Origin of the sequence: Microcoleus sp. F4-D5 (assembly GCF_036704885.1) — a bacterium.
Taxonomy (GTDB): Bacteria; Cyanobacteriota; Cyanobacteriia; order Cyanobacteriales; family Microcoleaceae; genus Microcoleus.
In genome coordinates this window covers 70,525-88,239 of record NZ_JAUBSX010000026.1, presented here as the reverse complement: position 1 = coordinate 88,239, position 17,715 = coordinate 70,525, and the positions used below count along the sequence as shown (strand labels likewise).

15 protein-coding genes are annotated in these 17,715 nt (G+C 45.5%); 9 read left to right on the top strand and 6 right to left on the bottom strand.

Translation table 11 applies throughout. The features are described from left to right. Positions 1-165 precede the first annotated feature (165 nt). Positions 166-540 carry a signal peptidase I gene (locus QUA80_RS14585; RefSeq protein ID WP_333425578.1) on the top strand — a complete coding sequence of 125 codons (375 nt, stop codon included), beginning with the start codon at positions 166-168 and terminating at the stop codon, positions 538-540. Here the strand turns inward: QUA80_RS14585 and galK are convergent. Beyond that, positions 530-1,609, bottom strand: a complete 1,080-nt coding sequence (gene galK, locus QUA80_RS14580) for a galactokinase (protein ID WP_333425576.1) — start codon at positions 1,607-1,609, stop codon at positions 530-532. The two genes, QUA80_RS14585 and galK, sit on opposite strands and share 11 nt — an antisense overlap. 291 nt (positions 1,610-1,900) lie before the next feature. Here galK and rsmA point away from each other — a divergent pair, with 291 nt between their 5' ends. After that, entirely contained in the window at positions 1,901-2,722 is an 822-nt protein-coding gene (gene rsmA / locus QUA80_RS14575) for a 16S rRNA (adenine(1518)-N(6)/adenine(1519)-N(6))-dimethyltransferase RsmA (RefSeq protein WP_333425574.1), read from the top strand. A 105-nt stretch (positions 2,723-2,827) separates the two neighbouring features. Here rsmA and QUA80_RS14570 read toward each other — a convergent pair whose 3' ends face one another. Beyond that, positions 2,828-4,381, bottom strand: coding sequence for an ATP-binding protein (locus tag QUA80_RS14570; protein WP_333425572.1), 1,554 nt, complete (start codon positions 4,379-4,381; stop codon positions 2,828-2,830). Between the two features lie 90 nt (positions 4,382-4,471). Here QUA80_RS14570 and ispE point away from each other — a divergent pair, with 90 nt between their 5' ends. From ispE to QUA80_RS14550, 4 genes are all read left to right on the top strand, one after another. Then, positions 4,472-5,449, top strand: a complete 978-nt coding sequence (gene ispE, locus QUA80_RS14565; RefSeq protein WP_333425570.1) for a 4-(cytidine 5'-diphospho)-2-C-methyl-D-erythritol kinase — start codon at positions 4,472-4,474, stop codon at positions 5,447-5,449. Positions 5,450-5,638: 189 nt separating this feature from the next. After that, on the top strand, positions 5,639-5,986 hold the full coding sequence (locus QUA80_RS14560; protein ID WP_333425568.1) for a DUF3082 domain-containing protein: 348 nt from the start codon (positions 5,639-5,641) through the stop codon (positions 5,984-5,986). A 73-nt stretch (positions 5,987-6,059) separates the two neighbouring features. Beyond that, positions 6,060-6,698 (top strand): DUF488 domain-containing protein, encoded by a 639-nt coding sequence (locus QUA80_RS14555; RefSeq protein ID WP_333425566.1) that lies wholly within the window; start codon positions 6,060-6,062, stop codon positions 6,696-6,698. A gap of 270 nt (positions 6,699-6,968) precedes the next feature. Then, positions 6,969-7,709 (top strand): hypothetical protein, encoded by a 741-nt coding sequence (locus QUA80_RS14550; RefSeq protein ID WP_333425564.1) that lies wholly within the window; start codon positions 6,969-6,971, stop codon positions 7,707-7,709. 81 nt (positions 7,710-7,790) lie between these two features. Here QUA80_RS14550 and QUA80_RS14545 read toward each other — a convergent pair whose 3' ends face one another. Beyond that, a complete protein-coding gene (locus QUA80_RS14545) occupies positions 7,791-8,414 on the bottom strand; it encodes a type I restriction endonuclease (RefSeq protein ID WP_333425562.1) in 624 nt (207 codons plus the stop codon). A 95-nt stretch (positions 8,415-8,509) separates the two neighbouring features. Continuing rightward, positions 8,510-8,827, bottom strand: coding sequence for a hypothetical protein (locus tag QUA80_RS14540; RefSeq protein WP_333425560.1), 318 nt, complete (start codon positions 8,825-8,827; stop codon positions 8,510-8,512). 340 nt (positions 8,828-9,167) lie between these two features. Here QUA80_RS14540 and metH point away from each other — a divergent pair, with 340 nt between their 5' ends. Next, entirely contained in the window at positions 9,168-12,764 is a 3,597-nt protein-coding gene (metH, locus tag QUA80_RS14535) for a methionine synthase (protein ID WP_333425558.1), read from the top strand. Between the two features lie 284 nt (positions 12,765-13,048). On the opposite strand, the gene QUA80_RS14530 is transcribed toward metH, so the two are convergent. Together QUA80_RS14530 and QUA80_RS14525 are read right to left on the bottom strand one after the other, a co-directional pair. Continuing rightward, entirely contained in the window at positions 13,049-13,672 is a 624-nt protein-coding gene (locus QUA80_RS14530) for a hypothetical protein (RefSeq protein ID WP_333425556.1), read from the bottom strand. A 269-nt stretch (positions 13,673-13,941) separates the two neighbouring features. Beyond that, complete coding sequence (locus tag QUA80_RS14525) at positions 13,942-14,268, bottom strand: YbjQ family protein (RefSeq protein ID WP_006634531.1); 327 nt, start codon at positions 14,266-14,268, stop codon at positions 13,942-13,944. A 150-nt stretch (positions 14,269-14,418) separates the two neighbouring features. On the opposite strand from QUA80_RS14525, the gene QUA80_RS14520 reads away from it, so the two are divergent. Both QUA80_RS14520 and crtO read left to right on the top strand, forming a co-directional pair. After that, on the top strand, positions 14,419-15,519 hold the full coding sequence (locus QUA80_RS14520) for a tetratricopeptide repeat protein (RefSeq protein WP_333425554.1): 1,101 nt from the start codon (positions 14,419-14,421) through the stop codon (positions 15,517-15,519). Positions 15,520-15,975: 456 nt separating this feature from the next. Continuing rightward, on the top strand, positions 15,976-17,673 hold the full coding sequence (crtO, locus tag QUA80_RS14515) for a beta-carotene ketolase CrtO (RefSeq protein ID WP_333425552.1): 1,698 nt from the start codon (positions 15,976-15,978) through the stop codon (positions 17,671-17,673). Positions 17,674-17,715 lie beyond the last annotated feature (42 nt).

The window sequence follows — 17,715 nt, the reverse complement described above, 5'->3', positions numbered from 1 at the left end:
AGCAGACAACAGTCGCTAACTGACTCTCTGTCTTCATCTGGAGTGCTGGCGAGCGCGCGCAAACTTGACATGCTCCCTACGACACGAGCGATCGAGCGGGATGTCCTTGAGTACAAAACGTAGAGTTTGTGCTCTCAACCTATTTGTTTTTTAGCTGATTAGCTGATGTCCTCAGAAGTGGTTTTTGGAAATGCGGGCGCTGAAGGTGCAAGTCGGGGCGGTTGGTTTGCGGGTCACTTTATGACGCCGGGCGATGACCCGCGATCGACTTCTGTATTAGAGGTAAAATGGGGCACTCACCCCGCCGGAGATTGCAGGACTCAGTGGGCGGTAAATGCACAAGCCACGACGCTTTCTATCCTGGTAAAAGGGCGGTTTCGGCTGCAATTTCCAGAGCAAGAAATCTTGCTTTCTCGCGAAGGAGATTATGCTCTCTGGCTGCCGGGAGTGCCTCATTATTGGTCTGCCGAGGAGGATTCGGTAATCGTGACTGTGCGGTGGCCTTCGCTACCTGGAGATAGTTCTGGCGTTAAGAATTAACTTTAATTTCGGGAACCAAAACACGGCCAGTATAACCCGTGCGCTGGTAGCGATCGATCGCCTCTGATGCGATCGCACCGGCTTTGCCGCTCTCCACCAGGGCTACGCAAGCACCGCCAAAACCTCCGCCCGTCAGCCTTGCGCCGAAGACTCCGGGGATTGACTGCAAGATTGCCGCCAGGGTGTCTACTGCCGGCACCGAAACTTCGTAGTCATCGCGCTGACTGGCATGGGAAGCATTCATTAACTCGCCAAAACGCTCTGCTGGTAAAGATTTTACTGCTTCTAGTACGCGGTTGTTTTCGGTAACGACGTGGCGCGATCGCCTTCTGAGGGGTTCCGGCAATACTTCCACAGCTTGGGGCTCGGCGATATCCCTGAGAGCTTTCACTCCCAATATCCGCGCGGATTCCTCGCACTCGGCGCGCCGCTGGTTGTAGCCGCTTCCTGCTGCTAGTTGGTGGCTTTCGCCGCTGTCAATTACTAAAATTTCTGTGCCTGTGGGAAAAGGTATCGGGCGGCATTCGAGGCTGCGGGTGTCGATCAATAGCATGGTGTTGGTGTCTGCTAAACTCGACGCCATTTGATCCATGATCCCGCAGTTCAAGCCGGCATAGCGGATTTCGGCTAGCTGTCCGATTTGAGCTAGGCGCACGTCGTCTATGGGGAGGTTCAGCAGGGCGCGCACTCCTCTTAGGGTTGCTATTTCTAAAGCGGCGCTGCTGGACAAACCGGCTCCGATCGGAACATTGGAGGTAATGTAGAGATTTATTGGCGGTATTTTGTATCCTTCTTTTTCTAAAAGTCTCAGGCAGCCACAGATATAACTGACGAATTTTTGCGGTATGGTATCTTCGTCTGAATAATTTATGAGTTCGTCATATTCTGCTGAATAAAAATGGTGTCGATTGTCGCTGCTGAAGCCGATTTGTACTGTGGTGCGCTGGGGAATCGCCGTTGGAAGTACAAATCCATCGTTGTAGTCTGTGTGTTCGCCCAGCACGTTTACTCTGCCGGGGGCGCTGGCTGTGATTTTGGGTAATGTACCAAATACTCGTTGGAATTTCATTTTTGGGGAAGTGGTAATTGGTTCTTGGTTCTTGGTTCTTGGTTATTTGTTATTGGTTATTTGTTATTGGTTATTTGGAAAAACAGCTATCCGTGTCTGCGTGACTTACGTGTCGTGCTGTTGGGAATTGGCAAGAAATAAATTTATTTTTTATCGTTTATCTTTATTATAGTGCCCAAGTTTTTTGGTTAATTCAACCCCTGTTAACAAAAATAAACATGACCGTAGGTAGGGAAGAGATATTGAGCTGTGATAGAATGACAGGCTAAGATTTCTCCAACAATTCAAAAAATGCGATCGACCAGACCCCGGAAACAGTTTGCTCAACATTGGCTCAAAAGCGAGAAAGCCTTAGATAAGATTGTGAAAGCGGCTTCTTTGGATCGCGATCGCGTCCTGGAAATTGGGCCGGGTACGGGGATTCTGACTCGACGCTTGCTGCCTGCGGCTGAGTCTGTTGTTGCTGTGGAGATCGATCGAGATTTGTGTCTCAAGCTAGCCAAACAACTCGGCAAAACCGACAATTTTTTACTGCTGCAAGGCGACTTCCTGGAAATGGACTTAGATGCTGAACTAACAGCATTTCCCAAATTCCAAAATCCCAATAAAGTTGTTGCCAATATTCCTTATAATATCACCGGCCCGATCCTGCAAAAACTGCTGGGAACGATATCTGTTCCTGCTGCTAAACCCTTCGATGCGATCGTGCTGTTAGTGCAGAAAGAAGTAGCCCAAAGGCTTTACGCTAAACCGGGTTCGACAGCTTTTGGGGCTTTGTCGGTGCGGGTGCAGTATTTAGCAGAATGCGAGTTAATTTGCGATGTGCCGTCTAAAGACTTTTTTCCGCCGCCAAAAGTCGATTCTGCCGTGGTGCGGCTGCTTCCCAGACAGATAGAAACTGCGGCGGTTAATCCGCGCTATTTGGAAAATTTAGTCAAGTTGGGTTTTGGTAGCAAGCGCAAGATGCTGCGAAACAATTTGAAAGGGGCTGTGGATTTAGATAAACTCGTTCACTTGTTAGAAGAGTTACAGATAAATCCTCAATCTCGTGCTGAAGATTTAAGCGTGGCTCAATGGGTAAGTTTGAGTAATAATATGCTGTCCGATGTTTAAAATTCACGATTTTGTTAGATGCCAGACTTGTTTGATAATTCGGGTATTGGGGTATTGTGTTTTTTATAAATCAGGACTCTTCGGCTTGACTGCTAACAGTTGGATTTAGGTTTTTTGTAAATTTTTAAAGCATTCTTGCAGGCTAATCGGAATTTTAATAATAAATTCCGCACCTTGCCCCGGTGCAGAAATACACTGCAATTCACCTTTATGTCTTGCTGTGATAATTTGATAGCCGATCGATAAACCCAATCCTATGCCTTTGCCTACTGGTTTAGTGGTAAAAAAAGGATTAAATAACTGGTTGAGCACCGCTTCAGTTATTTCTGGCCCGTTGTTGCTAATTCGGATTTCTACCGCTTCACTGTCTAAAAGTTTGGTAGAAATTTTGATTAGGGGACGATTAGCTTCATTGGCTGCAATCGCCTCGCTGTGGCTGTCATCTTCTAAAGCATCAATAGCATTAGCCAGAATATTCATAAACACTTGATTTAGCTGTCCCGGATAGCACTCTATTTGCGGTAAATTGCCATATTCTTTGATAACTTGAATTTTCGCCAAACCGGGATTAGCATTCAATCTGCTTTGCAAAATCATCAGTGTGCTGTCAATTCCTTCGTGAATGTCGGCTAATTTCATTTCTGCTTCGTCATGGCGAGAAAAAATTCGCAGCGACTTGACAATACCAAAAATTCGCTCGGCGCCGTTGTTTATAGAAGTTAATATTTTGGGCAGGTCAGAAATGATAAAATCTAAATCTACATACTTGATTTTTTCTTGAACTACGGGTAGGGGATTCGGATACTGCTCTTGATAGAGATTCACCAGTTCTAGCAAACTATTGGCATACTGGCGAGCGGGAGTAACATTGCCGTAAATAAAGTTAATCGGGTTGTTGATTTCATGAGCAATTCCAGCGACTAATTGCCCTAAAGAGGACATTTTTTCGCTGTGAATTAGGTTGGATTGAGTCTGCTTCAATTCAGACAATGCTTGTTCTAGTTGTTGAGTTTGAGACTTTAACTCTGCGGTGCGTTCCTCAACTCGGATTTCTAATTCTTCTTTAGCTTTTTGTAGTGCAGCTTCGGCTAATTGGCGCTCGACAATTTCCGATTCTAAAAGTCGGTTTGCCAATTCTAACTGTTGAGTTTGAAACTTTAACTCTGCGGTGCGTTCCTCAACTCTAATTTCTAATTCTTCTTTAGCTTTTTGTAGTGCAGCTTCGGCTAATTGGCGCTCGACAATTTCCGATTCTAAAAGTCGGTTGGCGGATTCTAACTGTGCGGGACTGGGAAGTGCTAAGGCTTGAGGCATTAAGTCTACTAAAAGTATGGCTGTAGCAAATGAAATAAGGGCAGTAATTGCTTTCATTATTCCTGAAAGCCAATAGGTAGGATGCCAAAGTGTCCAGAGTTCAAATATGTGAGTGATGCCACAGGCGACGATAAAGGCTCCAAACAGGGCAAAGATCCAATTAAAGGGCAAATCTTCGCGTTTGGAAATAAAATAAACCAATGTAATTGGGATCGAAAAATACGCGAGTGCAATGATCGAATCTGAGGTAAGGTGAAGCCAGACTAACGGGGTATGCCAGAGATAGCAGTGGCCGTGAGGAATAAATGGCCCGGAAGTAAAAAAATTTTTCCACATTTCCTGCATAATATTTCCTTTGAGTTGTGAGAAAATGGACTCGGACTGGTGTCAATTAATTTCAACCAGGGGTTTCTTTCACCTGCGGCTTAATCACCTATGCGTTCATATTCTCTGCTAGCTTCAGCAAAAATCAATCTGTATTTGGAAATCATAGGCGATCGCCCCGACGGATATCACGAACTGGCGATGGTACTTCAAAGTATAGATTTAGCCGATCGAATTGACTTGCGCGCGATTGGTACGGACACGATTCGCGTGCGTTGCGATCACCCGCAAGTCCCTCCTGATAAGAATAACCTGGCTTACCGGGCGGCGGATTTGTTGGCGAAGCAATTCCCCGATGCTTTGGCGAAATACGGCGGAGTCGAGATTGCCATTCACAAGCAGATTCCGGTGGCGGCGGGGCTCGCCGGCGGTTCGGCAAATGCGGCTGCGGTTTTGGTCGGGATGGATTTGCTGTGGCAATTGGGACTTACTCAGTCGGAGTTGCAAGAGTTGGGGGGAACTTTGGGTTCGGATGTGCCTTTTTGCATTGCTGGAGGTACGGCTTTGGCAACCGGTCGCGGGGACAAACTGTCGCCTCTGCCTGATTTGGGGGGCTTTTCTGTGGTGTTGGCGAAGTACCGCAATCTCAGTATTTCTACCGCATGGGCGTATCAAACTTATCGCCAGCAGTTTAGTAGTTCCTATTGTGCAGCGGAAGATTTGGAGTGCCGCCGGCAACGGCTGCATTCGGGGCCGATGGTGGGGGCGATCGCCCAAAAAGATCGATCGAAAATTGGTCAATTGCTGCACAACGATTTAGAAAAAGTTGCTTTGCCCGTGTACCCGCAGGTGTTGCAGTTGCGGGAGGCTTTTGAGTCGGCGGGGGTTTTGGGTACGATGATGTCGGGTTCCGGGCCGACGGTGTTTGCGCTGGCGGAGTCTCCAGAGCAGGCTCAGCAGGTTTTGGAACGGGTTAAAAGTGCGATCGCTTCTCCCGATTTGGATTTTTGGGTAGCACAGTTTAGCAATACTGGGATTCGGATTTTTGCGGAGGGAAATGATGTAAAAGCGCCGATTCCGAGGGTGTAACTCGAAGATGGTGCGATCGCAATCCGAGTTAAATGCGTCTAACAGGCGATTGTCAAGATGAATCTAACTTGGCCCAGAGTCTATTGAGATCGAAGAACTGATAAAATGCCATGAAACACTGATTTTAATTTTGGTTAATTAACCAGAAATCTAAAATCTAAAATCTAAAATCTAAAATCTAAAATCGCAATGGCTGATTTAACTAATCCTAATTCTAGTTCTCAACCTCCAACTTCTGCTGAGGATGCTTTGCCGCCCAAGTCGCCAACGGTATTGCGGTGCCTGACTGGTTCACTGATGGCGGGCAGCTTTGCGGTACCTTTGTACGCGCTAACTATGGCGATCGCTCAAAGTTTTGCAAGTAAGCCAGTTCATTCGGATAATATTACTGCGATTAAAATTTCGGTAGCCGTGCGAACTTTGGTAGTAGGAATTGCTGCTTTGGGTACTGGTATTTTTGCTTTAGCTGCGGTGGGTTTGATGCTGCTAGCTGTGCAAATTTTGATTCAAAATTTGGTAAAAAAACCTACAGGTTGAAGTCTATAGATTAAAAGAATCTGGCTACACAAACTCATCTGCAAGGCAAACACTGAATAGCAAGATCGAAGCAATGGAATTATTTACGATCGGACACTCCAATCTGAGTATTGAAGCGTTTATTTTGCTGCTGCAACAGCACGGAATTACAGCAGTTGCGGACGTGCGATCGCATCCTTTCAGCCGCTATTTACCTCATTTTAATAAATCCGAAATTAAAGCTTATCTGTCAAGTGTCGGCATTCAATATGTTTTTTTAGGCAAAGAGTTGGGCGCGAGACCGGAAGATTTAAGCTGTTACGATACTAGCGGTAAAGCTTTGTACGATCGCATAGCAACAACTCCTCTATTTTCCCAAGGAATTCAGCGCTTGCTCAAAAACGCAGCCAATTATAAAATCAGTTTAATGTGTGCGGAAAAAGACCCGATTACTTGTCATCGGACTATTTTAATATGCCACAAAGTCAGAGAATTTAATTTACAAATAAATCACATTCTGTTAGATGGCTATTTAGAATCGCACCAGCATTTAGAAGAAAGACTTTTGAGCAAGTTTAACAAAGGAAAAAAAAATAATGAACCAATTCAGCTAAGCTTTTTTGAATTAGAAACTGATGTTAAAACTGAAAGGGTTGATTTAGAAACAGCTTATTATCGTCACGGATGGGAAATCGCTTATGTCAGAAAAAAAACACAATTAATCAATTTATGAAATATGTCGCAGTTGGCGAATTTTTCTAAGCCAAAATATTTAAATTCCTGCCGGCAAAACCTAATTTTGTAGGGTCGCATTGCGCCCATTACTGCTAGAAGTAGCGCGTCAAACGATTTTTCGCATAAGTCATGAACAACTCTTGACATCGCATACATTTATAAATTAGGGTACAGCCCTCCGCGCCCACCCTATTTTTATAAATTTTCTTCGAGTTTTAACCTTGTTCATGCTATAATTCTGCGGGACTGTAGCAGGAAGGGGTGCTTTTTGATGAAAGCAGAATTTTATTTTGACTGTCACAAATATATTTGCAGTTTAGTTCAAGTAGATTTTGTCAAAGAATTAAAAATAAAAAATCATCAAGGTTTTGTTTTGGCTGTTAAGCAAGGAGAAAAGATTGGACTTTTGGGCAAAAGTCGCCATAATGCTAAACAAGTTGATGTATCTAAACCGCATTTTTATAATGTAATTAAAGCGGCTATGAGCGCTTTGGAATTAGAAACTAAAAATGAGGTTATATTAGAGAGGAATCGAACTATTGCTGATGCCGAAGAAATGATTCAGCAGCAAAACCGAGAAATTCGCGTTCTCAACGAACAGCTTAGAATGCTTGCGACTAAGGTTGAGGAATTGTCACGGGAAAACCAGCAGTTATCTATGCAGCTAGTAGAGAAGGAAATAATAGAAAATAAAATTAGTCAAGAAATTGATAACTTTCCTGCTGCGGAGAAAGATTTAGCGGTGGCGGAAATTGAGCAGGGGATTGGAGAAGCTGAAATTATTGAAGAAGTGTCACAATTGCCGAGTCTAAATTGCGGGTTGGATGTGCAGTTAAGAGAAATTTTACCGGATTGTGAGGGAAGTGATAAAGAGGAAAACACTACCGGAAGCGATGTTAAAAGTGTAGATTCAGAAATTAGAGAAAAAGTAGAAGTTCAAGGAGGGGAAAGTGAAATTAAGCGGCTGCCTAAAAGACCTTCCAACAGAAAAATGAGAAAGAAATCTTAATGCTTTTCTTAATGCTTTAGTTACAGAAGCGCTTTTGATCCATAATAGCGATCGCCGTTACATACTTTTTGCAACAAAAAACTATTCCCTGAATAATTGAGCAAAGCGCTTTAACACCTTCAGGACAGTGTACAACCCATCCTTGCTCCGCAGCGTGAAAGAATACGACTCAGCATACTTAGGTGTTCCTTGATTTGTCACTTTCAGGAAAATAAAATCAATCCCATTTGTGACAAATCCCAAAGCAGGTTTTTCAGGATGAGGATTTCCCAGCATATATGCTAAAGCTTGCGGAATTCCTACTTCTAGCGAGTATTGTGCCTTCTTTGCCTCAATTACCAATACCCAAAAATCTGGGGTAAAAACCAGTAAATCGAGGCGTCCTCTGACAATTGTTCCCTCATCTTCAGATTCAATTATCACCTCTTTTTCAGCACTCAAGTAAAAAGGATCGCGATAAAAACCTGCTAGTCTTAATAGCGGAGCAAGCACAACCAATTTAACAACTGGCTCAAGTATTGGATACTTGGACAAGTGCATATAATCGGCTGTTACTTCATCTAGTGCTTGCTTTTCCGAGTCTGTTAGTTCCGCTAAATTATCTTGCCATTCCCGGAAAAATTGCTCGTCGTCTATCCGCTGTAAACCAAACTTTGCTTCTAGGTCATAAAGGATTATATTTTGGGCTTGAATTGTTTCCACCATAATTTTATATCCTTAGCTTTTCTTTGATTATATCAATTGCTACGCTCATTTTTTGATTTTTCTCTTTTATTTTTGCGATACAATGTAAAATACTATTATTCTAGAGCATTGGTCGCTAACTTTTTCTCAGCCTTTAAGTATTCCGGTATCCAGAATTTATTGGCCGACATGAGGATAGCTACAGGCATAAAAATATCAACATCCTCTCCCATTGCTTCTGTGGGTAACAAGCCAAATAATTCGTCAAATTCGTTTAGATCTGCTAAGATATTATCAAATTCCTCTAAAAATTCGTCCGGGTAGATACAGTGGATTCCCTTCTCATCTTCATAATAAGATTCTTCTTCAGGCAATAATTGTGAAGGTTTGAGCTCGGCCATCAGATAGTCTAGCTTGTGAAACTCTGCTGCCAAAATTATCGCCCCTACATTTTCCCCGGCTTGCTGTAAGAGAATCGATCGCCCTTAAACATCACTCGTTTAATTGTGGCGATCGCATTTTCGCAAAATTCGTCAGCAGTTAAGCGAAAAAATCCCTCGCAACTCGCCGGTTTTCCCGCCGCAGCCTCACCGACAACAGAATTTTGACAAGAATCCAGGGCGATCGCTAAAATTACAGGTACGATCGAACTATTGTCAGCAGCATTAAATCCTTAAGTAATTAGTCGTTTGCCAACAGTCACATAATTGTTGACAATATTGCACAATAGATAAAATTGTAAATATATAGCACCTGCGTTTTTTTTGACCGCTTATGAATAGCAGATTCCTCGATCGACTCCACCACCCCTCGCGCCCCGTCATCGTCTTCGACGGCGCGATGGGAACCAACCTGCAAGTCCAAAACCTCACCGCAGAAGACTTCGGCGGCAAAGAATACGAAGGCTGCAACGAATATCTCGTCCACACCAAACCGGAAGCCGTCGCCAACGTGCACCGGGGATTCCTCGAAGCAGGGGCCGATGTCATCGAAACAGACACCTTTGGCGGGGCTTCCATCGTACTCGCCGAATACGATTTAGCAGACAAAGCCTATTATCTCAACAAAACAGCAGCCGAACTCGCCAAGGGTATCGCCGCCGAATTTTCCACAGCAGAAAAGCCTCGATTTGTCGCAGGATCGATCGGGCCAGGCACCAAATTGCCCACATTAGGACACATCGATTTCGACACACTCACCGCCGCTTTTGCCGAACAAGCAGAAGGACTTTATGACGGCGGCGTTGACTTATTTATTGTCGAAACTTGTCAAGATGTGCTGCAAATTAAATCAGCATTAAATGCCATTGAAGAAGTATTTAAGAAAAAAGGCGCGCGAATTCCGTTAATGGTATCAGTCACAATGGAAGCCACCGGCACAATGTTAGTCGGTTCCGATATCAGCGCCGCCTTAGCCATTTTGCAGCCCTATCCCATAGATATCTTAGGCCTCAACTGCGCCACCGGGCCCGATCGCATGGCGGAACACGTCAAATACCTTTCCGAACATTCGCCCTTCGTCGTTTCCTGCGTTCCCAACGCCGGTTTACCCGAAAACATCGGCGGCCACGCGCACTACAAACTCACGCCAATAGAATTAAAAATGGCCTTGATGCGCTTTGTCGAAGACTTAGGCGTGCAAGTCATCGGCGGCTGCTGCGGAACCCGCTACGATCACATCCGCGAACTATCAGAAATTGGCAAAACTCTAACACCCAAAGTCCGCAAAATTACTTGGGAACCTTCCGCCGCTTCAATTTACACCGCCCAACCCTACGAACAAGAGAATTCCTTCTTAATTGTCGGCGAAAAACTCAACGCCAGCGGTTCCAAAAAATGTCGCGATTTGCTAAACGCTGAAGACTGGGACGGTTTAGTCGCAATGGCCAGAGAACAAGTGCGAGAAGGCGCGCACGTTCTCGATGTCAACGTTGATTATGTCGGCCGCGACGGCGTGCGAGACATGAAAGAATTAGTTTCCCGCGTTGTGACTAATGCCACTCTCCCTTTAATGCTGGACTCCACCGAATGGGAAAAGATGGAAGCAGGCTTAAAAGTTGCGGGCGGCAAATGTTTGCTGAATTCCACTAACTACGAAGACGGAGAACCGCGTTTTTATCAAGTTTTGGAGTTGGCAAAAAAATACGGCGCGGGCATAGTTATCGGGACGATTGACGAAGACGGAATGGCGAGAACGGCCGACAAAAAATTTGCGATCGCCCAGCGCGCATATAACGCCGCTGTCGCCTACGGAATTCCCGCCGAGGAAATCTTTTTTGACACCCTAGCTTTGCCAATTTCTACCGGGATTGAAGAAGACAGAAAAAACGGCAAAGCTACCATCGAAGCCATCCGCCGCATCCGCCAAGAATTGCCAGGATGTCACGTAATTTTAGGAGTTTCTAACATTTCCTTCGGCTTGAATCCGGCGGCGCGGCAAGTTTTGAATTCCATGTTTTTGCACGAAGCAATGCAAGCCGGGATGGACTCGGCAATTGTCAGCGCCAATAAGATTTTGCCCCTCGCCAAAATCGACCCCAAACACCAAGAAATCTGCCGTAAACTGATTTACGACGAACGGGAGTTTGACGGCGATATTTGCGTTTACGACCCCTTGGGCGACCTGACAACGGTGTTTGCGGGCAAAACTACCAAGCGCGATCGTACAGAAGACGCAAACCTCCCGGTCGAAGAACGCCTCAAGCAGCACATCATCGACGGCGAACGCATTGGGCTCGACATCCAACTCGCCAAAGCATTAGAAACCTATTCGCCCCTCCACATTATCAATACCTTCTTGCTAGATGGCATGAAAGTAGTCGGAGAATTGTTCGGTTCTGGACAAATGCAACTGCCCTTTGTTTTGCAGTCAGCAGAAACCATGAAAGCGGCAGTTGCCTATTTAGAACCGCACATGGAAAAGTCCGAATCCGGGGACAATGCCAAAGGCACATTCATCATCGCTACTGTCAAAGGCGACGTTCACGACATCGGCAAAAACTTAGTTGATATTATCCTATCAAACAACGGCTATCGCGTCATTAATTTGGGAATTAAACAGCCAGTTGACAATATCATCGAAGCCTACGAAAAGCACAAAGCCGACTGTATAGCGATGAGTGGCTTGCTGGTAAAATCCACCGCATTCATGAAAGAAAATCTGGAAGTATTCAACCAGAAAGGAATCACCGTCCCGGTAATTTTGGGCGGCGCAGCTTTGACTCCCAAGTTTGTACATGAAGACTGCCAAAATACCTACAAAGGTAAAGTTGTTTACGGCAAAGATGCGTTTTCTGACTTGCATTTTATGGACAAACTCATGCCAGCAAAATCTGCTGGTAAATGGGACGACTTGCAAGGATTTTTAGATGAAATAGGGCAGGATAATGGGGCGGTTAAAGAAGATAAAGCTTCGCCAGAAACTTCTGTAGAAGATTCCAACAAAGCAGACACTCCTGTGGTAATAGATACCAGGCGATCCGAAGCAGTTGCAGCAGATATCGATCGCCCGAATCCTCCTTTCTGGGGAACGAAACTGTTGCAGGGAGAAGAAATCCCCTTTGAGGAGATTTTCTGGCACTTAGATTTGCAAGCCTTAGTTGCCGGTCAGTGGCAGTTCCGCAAGCCAAAAGACCAATCGCGGGAAGAATACGATGCTTTCTTAGCCGAGAAAGTTTATCCCGTATTGGAAGAATGGAAACACAAAATTATCGCCGAAAACTTACTGCAGCCGCAAGCAATTTACGGGTATTTTCCCTGTCAAGCTGAAGGCAATTCTTTGCATTTGTACGACCCGGAAATTATGAATGGGGGGCAAACAATAATCAGTGGCGGGCAAGATGCCCGCCCCGAAAGTGGCACAGGCATCTTGCCTGTGGCTGCAACATTCACATTTCCCCGGCAAAAATCGGCGCGCCGACTGTGCATTGCCGACTTTTTCGCCCCCAAAGAATCGGGTAAAATCGATGTATTTCCGATGCAAGTAGCGACAGTGGGAGAAATTGCTACAGAGTACGCGCAAAAGCTATTTGCTAACAATCAATATACCGACTATCTCTACTTTCACGGGTTAGCGGTACAAACAGCAGAAGCAATAGCAGAATGGACTCACGCGCGAATTCGGCGCGAATTGGGATTTGGTAGCGAAGAACCGGACAACATTCGGGATATGCTAGCGCAAAGATATCGCGGTTCGCGGTACAGTTTCGGCTATCCCGCTTGTCCGAACATGGCGGATCAGTACAAGCAACTGGAATTGTTAAAGTGCGATCGTATCAACCTCTACATGGATGAAAGCGAACAACTTTATCCCGAACAATCCACAACCGCAATTATCACCTATCACCCAGCCGCCAAATACTTCACGGCTTAATTTGTGGCCTTTCACAATTTGATGATGATTCTTGTGGGGTGTCCCGCCTGCTTTGAAAATACACGCTTTCGGGCGGGACGCCCATCCCACAAGAAAAAAGGGAAATTATTTAATTGACGATCCTTATCTTCTCTTATCATCACGAGCTAACTAGCACTAACACGCCACTCAGAAGCGCGAATCTTCGCGGTTCATAAAAAAATAGTTCACAAATTAAACCAACAAAAAAGCACTTTTTTTAAAGTGCTTTTTTGAATATAAACTTTCCATGTCGGATCGAACTTTTACGAGTGATGGCGAGGGCTGCGCGCGCCTGCAGATGCTCCTACCATCGAAGCAACTAAACCCAATAGCGAGCCGAACAAAAACGACCAACCAGCTTTTGCAGCATTACCAGCAATGTTGCGAGTATCCTGAGCAGTTACGTTAGGCGCTCGGTTCGGCAAATCCACCGCGCCCTGCTGCGCTTGATTAATTGCTTCTCCCGCATTCGCAGCTATTACGCCAAAAGTACCGGCCACGCCATTTGCTAACAGCCAAGAGCCAATAGTTAGCGTAGTTGCCCACAAAATTGCTCCATTTAAAAGCGCTGTGCTCCGGTTCATCGGGCCGCAAGCGCGAGCAGTTACCCAACCGCCAACTGCTAAGCTAATTAACAAACTAATGATTGACCAAATTCCGACGCCCGTACCCACGTCCCCTGCAATACTGCGCGGAGCTCCTGAATTAGCAATATTGCTCAACCCGATCGCAGCGCCCAATGCACTTAAAACTAATTGCGTGCCGATCGCAATTACCAAACCTGAAAAAATCGGGCCCCAACGTACTCGATCGTGGTATTCCATCATTGAATTCACAACCACGGGTTCGTTAACAACGTTATCTACAGGTCTATTTACGTATGACATAGGTTTTTCTTTCCTCTTAGAGTTGCTTTAATTTTTAACAATCTTTCACCTAAGCATTGATTGTGGCTGAGATTGATAGAAACTATATCTGCCTGGGGAAATAACCAGTATCTATGTCTGAAGAAAGAAACGAAAAAGCCATCAGCCCTCAGCCAGCCGCTATTAGCTAATGACTGATGACTGATGACTGATGAGTGATAACTATTTTATCCCGTTAGAAAAGTTCCCGGATGTATACAGGAAATGCTGACGTATACAGAAAATACAGCTTAACGCAATCTTACAGCCGTTCCAACAGCAGTAATCAGCAGCAAAGCCCCGTTCGAGTCTACATTAATCGTGCCGGTGTCAACTTCAACCCCGATTACGGCATTCGCGCCCAGGCGCTGAGCCCGTTTTTCCAGTTCCGCGAGGGCATCTCGCTGTCCTTTGAGAAACACTTCCTCGTAACTGCCGGTGCGCCCGCCGATGATGTCGCGAATGCCTGCGAAGAAATCTCGCAGGGCGTTGGTGCCGTAAACGACCTCAGCAGTTACAATTCCGAGGTAAGATTGAATTTCTGCTCCTTGGATGATATCAGTTGTTGTTACAATCATCAGTTGGCCTCAGTCGCGAAAATTTTGAGTGGGTCTTGTTCTGTAGATTTACTACATCTCGCCGCTCAAAGATTCCTGGTAAACCATAAGTTGTTAGCTTCCTAAGCGGACTGCAACTGGCTCTTTCATTCCACACACTCTTTGAAACAAATGGCCGTACACAAACAAAGTCTCTTGGTATTCAGTACACTTTTGGTAGCGGGATTCGCTGTCGCAGCGCCGCAGATAGCGTTCTCAGCAGAAACGCCAGTTGAAGTTAAACCTAAAAATGATTCAAATTTAGACGCTCTGCTGCGACAAGGGCGCGAGTTTGTAGATTTAGGGGAGTACAGTAAGGCGATCGCCATTTATCAGGAAGCGGCGCGTTTAGATACAGAAAACCCGCGCATTTTTTCTGGTATTGGCTATTTAGAAGCGCGTCAAGGCAACTATCAAGCCTCAGTGGAATTTTACCAACAAGCGATCGGTCTCGAACCTAATAATGCTGACTTTCAATACGCCTTAGGATATGCTATGGCGAATTTGCAAAACTATCCCGCAGCAGCCACAGCTTACCGCCGCGCAGCTCAGCTCGATCGCAAAAATGTCAATGCCCGGATCGGTCTCGGAGTGGTACTCTTTCAGCAAAAAGATTACAGCGGGGCTTTTAAAGCATATCAAGAGGCGATCGCCCTCGATCCGAAAAATTGGCAAGCTTATTCTTCAATGGGTTTAGTATTGATCCAGCAGGGAAGTTTTGCCAGTGCAGTCACCGTGCTCCAACAAGCAGCCGAACTCGCTCCCAAACAAGCAGGTGTCCAGTTAAAATTAGGCACTGCTTTGCTGCGTGCCGGCTATACTTCCGAAGGGCTAGCAGCTTTTGAAGAAGCTGCCAAATTGGAGCCCCGGAATCCCGAAGTGCAGCTAGAAATTGGCGAACTTCTCCAGGCTCAAAATGACTTAGACGGAGCGCTGGTAGCTTATCAGCGGGCTATTGCGGTGCGACCAAATTTAGTAGAAGCACACGCAGGAATCGGGAAAATTCAACTGGAAAAACAAGATTTTTTAGGAGCGATTACCACTTTTGGGCGAGTGATTAAGCTCGATCCAGACCGGGCTGAAGCTTATTATAATATGGGTATGGCACTCAAAGCGCGCGATCGCAAATCCGAAGCAATTCAAGCTTTTCAACAAGCCCTCAACACTTACCGCCAGCAAGGCAACAATGAGGGTTCCCAAAAAGCTGAGGCGGCATTGCGGCAACTTAAGTAATATTTCTCAATGTACTAATTGGTAATTGGTAATTGCCAATTATCAATTAGTAATTGGCTCACTGTTTTGAGTGTTGAGTAAGTAATTTGAGTCAGGCTTAACTCCTGGCAATCGCAGCATTGCGAGTAAGGAAGCAACCTCAAAACTGTTTCTATTCCCTATTCCCTATTCCCTATTCCCTATTCCCTATTCTTCCTTAGTTTGCTTAAGTTTTTAATTGAACGCAGATAAACGCAGCCAAATGCAGTATAATTTTGGCGAGAGTTGAGAAGAGCTGTAGCTCTCTAAATTAAATAGAAAATAAGGGCGATCGCACAGCAGTATTTGGTCAAATATCCATCTTTTGTAAAATGCTAAAACTGCTTGCTGAAAATCAATCTATTTCTATTGGTAGAGACGGCAAACTTGTTAACTTTTGTAAAATAAGCAAAATATCTTATCCCCAGAGCTTCATCTATGCAAACGTATGATGTGATTATCATAGGCGCCGGCCACAACGGACTGGTCTGCGCCTCTTATCTCCTCAAAGCTGGATATACTGTCCTGTTGTTAGAAAAACGTTCGGTTCCCGGGGGCGCGGCAACTACCGAAGCTGCGATTCCCGAATTGCCGGATTTTAAATTCAATATGTGCGCGATCGACCACGAATTTATCCATTTAGGGCCAGTTGTAGAAGAATTAGAACTGGAAAAATACGGTTTAGAATATCTTTACTGCGATCCTGTTGCCTTTTGTCCGCATCCCGACGGCAAATATTTCTTAGCGCACAAATCCGTAGAAAAAACTTGTGCTGAAATTGCCCGCTACAACGAGCGCGACGCTAAAAAATATTCCGAATATACAGACTTTTGGCAGCGGGCTTTAGGTGCAATGGTTCCGATGTTTAATGCGCCACCAAAATCCCTAATAGATATTGCCGGCAACTACGATATTGCCAAGCTCAAAGATTTATTTTCAGTGATAGGTTCACCTGACAAAACGCTGGACTTTGTTCGCACGATGCTCACCAGCGCGGAAGACATTCTCAACGAGTGGTTTGACGAGGAATTTATCAAAGCACCCCTAGCAAGATTCGCTTCAGAACTCGGCGCGCCTCCTTCCCAAAAAACCCTGGCTGTAGGCGCAATTATGTTGGCAATGAGACACAATCCCGGCATGGCAAGACCGCGCGGCGGGACGGGTGCATTAGTGCAAGCGCTGCTCAATTTAGTGAAAAGCTATTCAGGTGTGGTACTTACCGACCAGCACGTCGAAAAAATATTAATTGATGACGGTCGCGCTGTGGGAGTTCGAGTTGCCGGTGGCACGGAATACCGCGCTACAAAAGGTATCATTTCTAATATTGATGCTAAGCGCTTGTTTTTGCATTTAATGGATGATAGCGATGTCGATGCTGCTGACCCGAACTTGCGGGAAAGATTGGAGCGCAAAATTGTTAACAACAACGAGACTATTCTCAAAATAGACTTAGCCCTCAATGAAATGCCCAAGTTTGAGCGCTGGAATCATCGGGACGAATATTTAATCGGTTCAGTTTTAATTGCAGACTCGGTGAGACACGTTGAAATCGCTCACAGCGAGCCTTCGATCGGCAGAATTCCAGACTCAGACCCATCGATGTATGTGGTGTTTCCGACGGTACTAGACCCGTCAATGGCTCCCCCCGGACATCATACGGCTTGGATTGAATTTTTTGCTCCTTACACGATCGAAAATGCTGAAGGAACCGGCCAGCACGGTACGGGGTGGACGGATGAGCTGAAAAACAAAGTTGCCGATCGCTGCATTGACAAATTAGCCGAATACGCGCCAAATATCAAGAAGTCAATTATCGGCCGCCACGTGGAAAGTCCGGCGGAATTGGGAGAGCGTTTGGGGGCTTTGAAGGGGAATTATTACCACGTTGACATGACGCTGGATCAGATGATATTTTTCCGTCCTTTGCCGGAGTTGGCGAATTACAAAACGCCGATCGACGGTTTGTTTCTCACAGGGGCGGGAACTCATCCGGGCGGGTCGATTTCGGGTATGCCGGGACGCAATACCGCTCGCGTTTTCCTGCACTCGCAGCAGCCTTTCGTGCAGACTTTGGCAGATGCGGCTAATTCTCTGAAAGCGAAGAGTAAGTCGGTATTTCGGAGTAATGAGAAGTAAGATTTTTAGCAACCGCAGATGAACGCAGATAAACGCAGATGC

What these genes read in the sequence shown, in the direction of transcription:
- QUA80_RS14530 (WP_333425556.1), bottom strand. Translation starts at nt 13,672, where the DNA reads ATGTCATACGTAAATAGACCTGTAGATAACGTTGTTAACGAACCCGTG.
- galK (WP_333425576.1), bottom strand. Translation starts at nt 1,609, where the DNA reads ATGAAATTCCAACGAGTATTTGGTACATTACCCAAAATCACAGCCAGC.
- QUA80_RS14585 (WP_333425578.1), top strand. Translation starts at nt 166, where the DNA reads ATGTCCTCAGAAGTGGTTTTTGGAAATGCGGGCGCTGAAGGTGCAAGT.
- QUA80_RS14520 (WP_333425554.1), top strand. Translation starts at nt 14,419, where the DNA reads ATGGCCGTACACAAACAAAGTCTCTTGGTATTCAGTACACTTTTGGTA.
- QUA80_RS14525 (WP_006634531.1), bottom strand. Translation starts at nt 14,268, where the DNA reads ATGATTGTAACAACAACTGATATCATCCAAGGAGCAGAAATTCAATCT.
- QUA80_RS14545 (WP_333425562.1), bottom strand. Translation starts at nt 8,414, where the DNA reads ATGGTGGAAACAATTCAAGCCCAAAATATAATCCTTTATGACCTAGAA.
- ispE (WP_333425570.1), top strand. Translation starts at nt 4,472, where the DNA reads ATGCGTTCATATTCTCTGCTAGCTTCAGCAAAAATCAATCTGTATTTG.
- rsmA (WP_333425574.1), top strand. Translation starts at nt 1,901, where the DNA reads ATGCGATCGACCAGACCCCGGAAACAGTTTGCTCAACATTGGCTCAAA.
- QUA80_RS14560 (WP_333425568.1), top strand. Translation starts at nt 5,639, where the DNA reads ATGGCTGATTTAACTAATCCTAATTCTAGTTCTCAACCTCCAACTTCT.
- QUA80_RS14555 (WP_333425566.1), top strand. Translation starts at nt 6,060, where the DNA reads ATGGAATTATTTACGATCGGACACTCCAATCTGAGTATTGAAGCGTTT.
- metH (WP_333425558.1), top strand. Translation starts at nt 9,168, where the DNA reads ATGAATAGCAGATTCCTCGATCGACTCCACCACCCCTCGCGCCCCGTC.
- crtO (WP_333425552.1), top strand. Translation starts at nt 15,976, where the DNA reads ATGCAAACGTATGATGTGATTATCATAGGCGCCGGCCACAACGGACTG.
- QUA80_RS14570 (WP_333425572.1), bottom strand. Translation starts at nt 4,381, where the DNA reads ATGCAGGAAATGTGGAAAAATTTTTTTACTTCCGGGCCATTTATTCCT.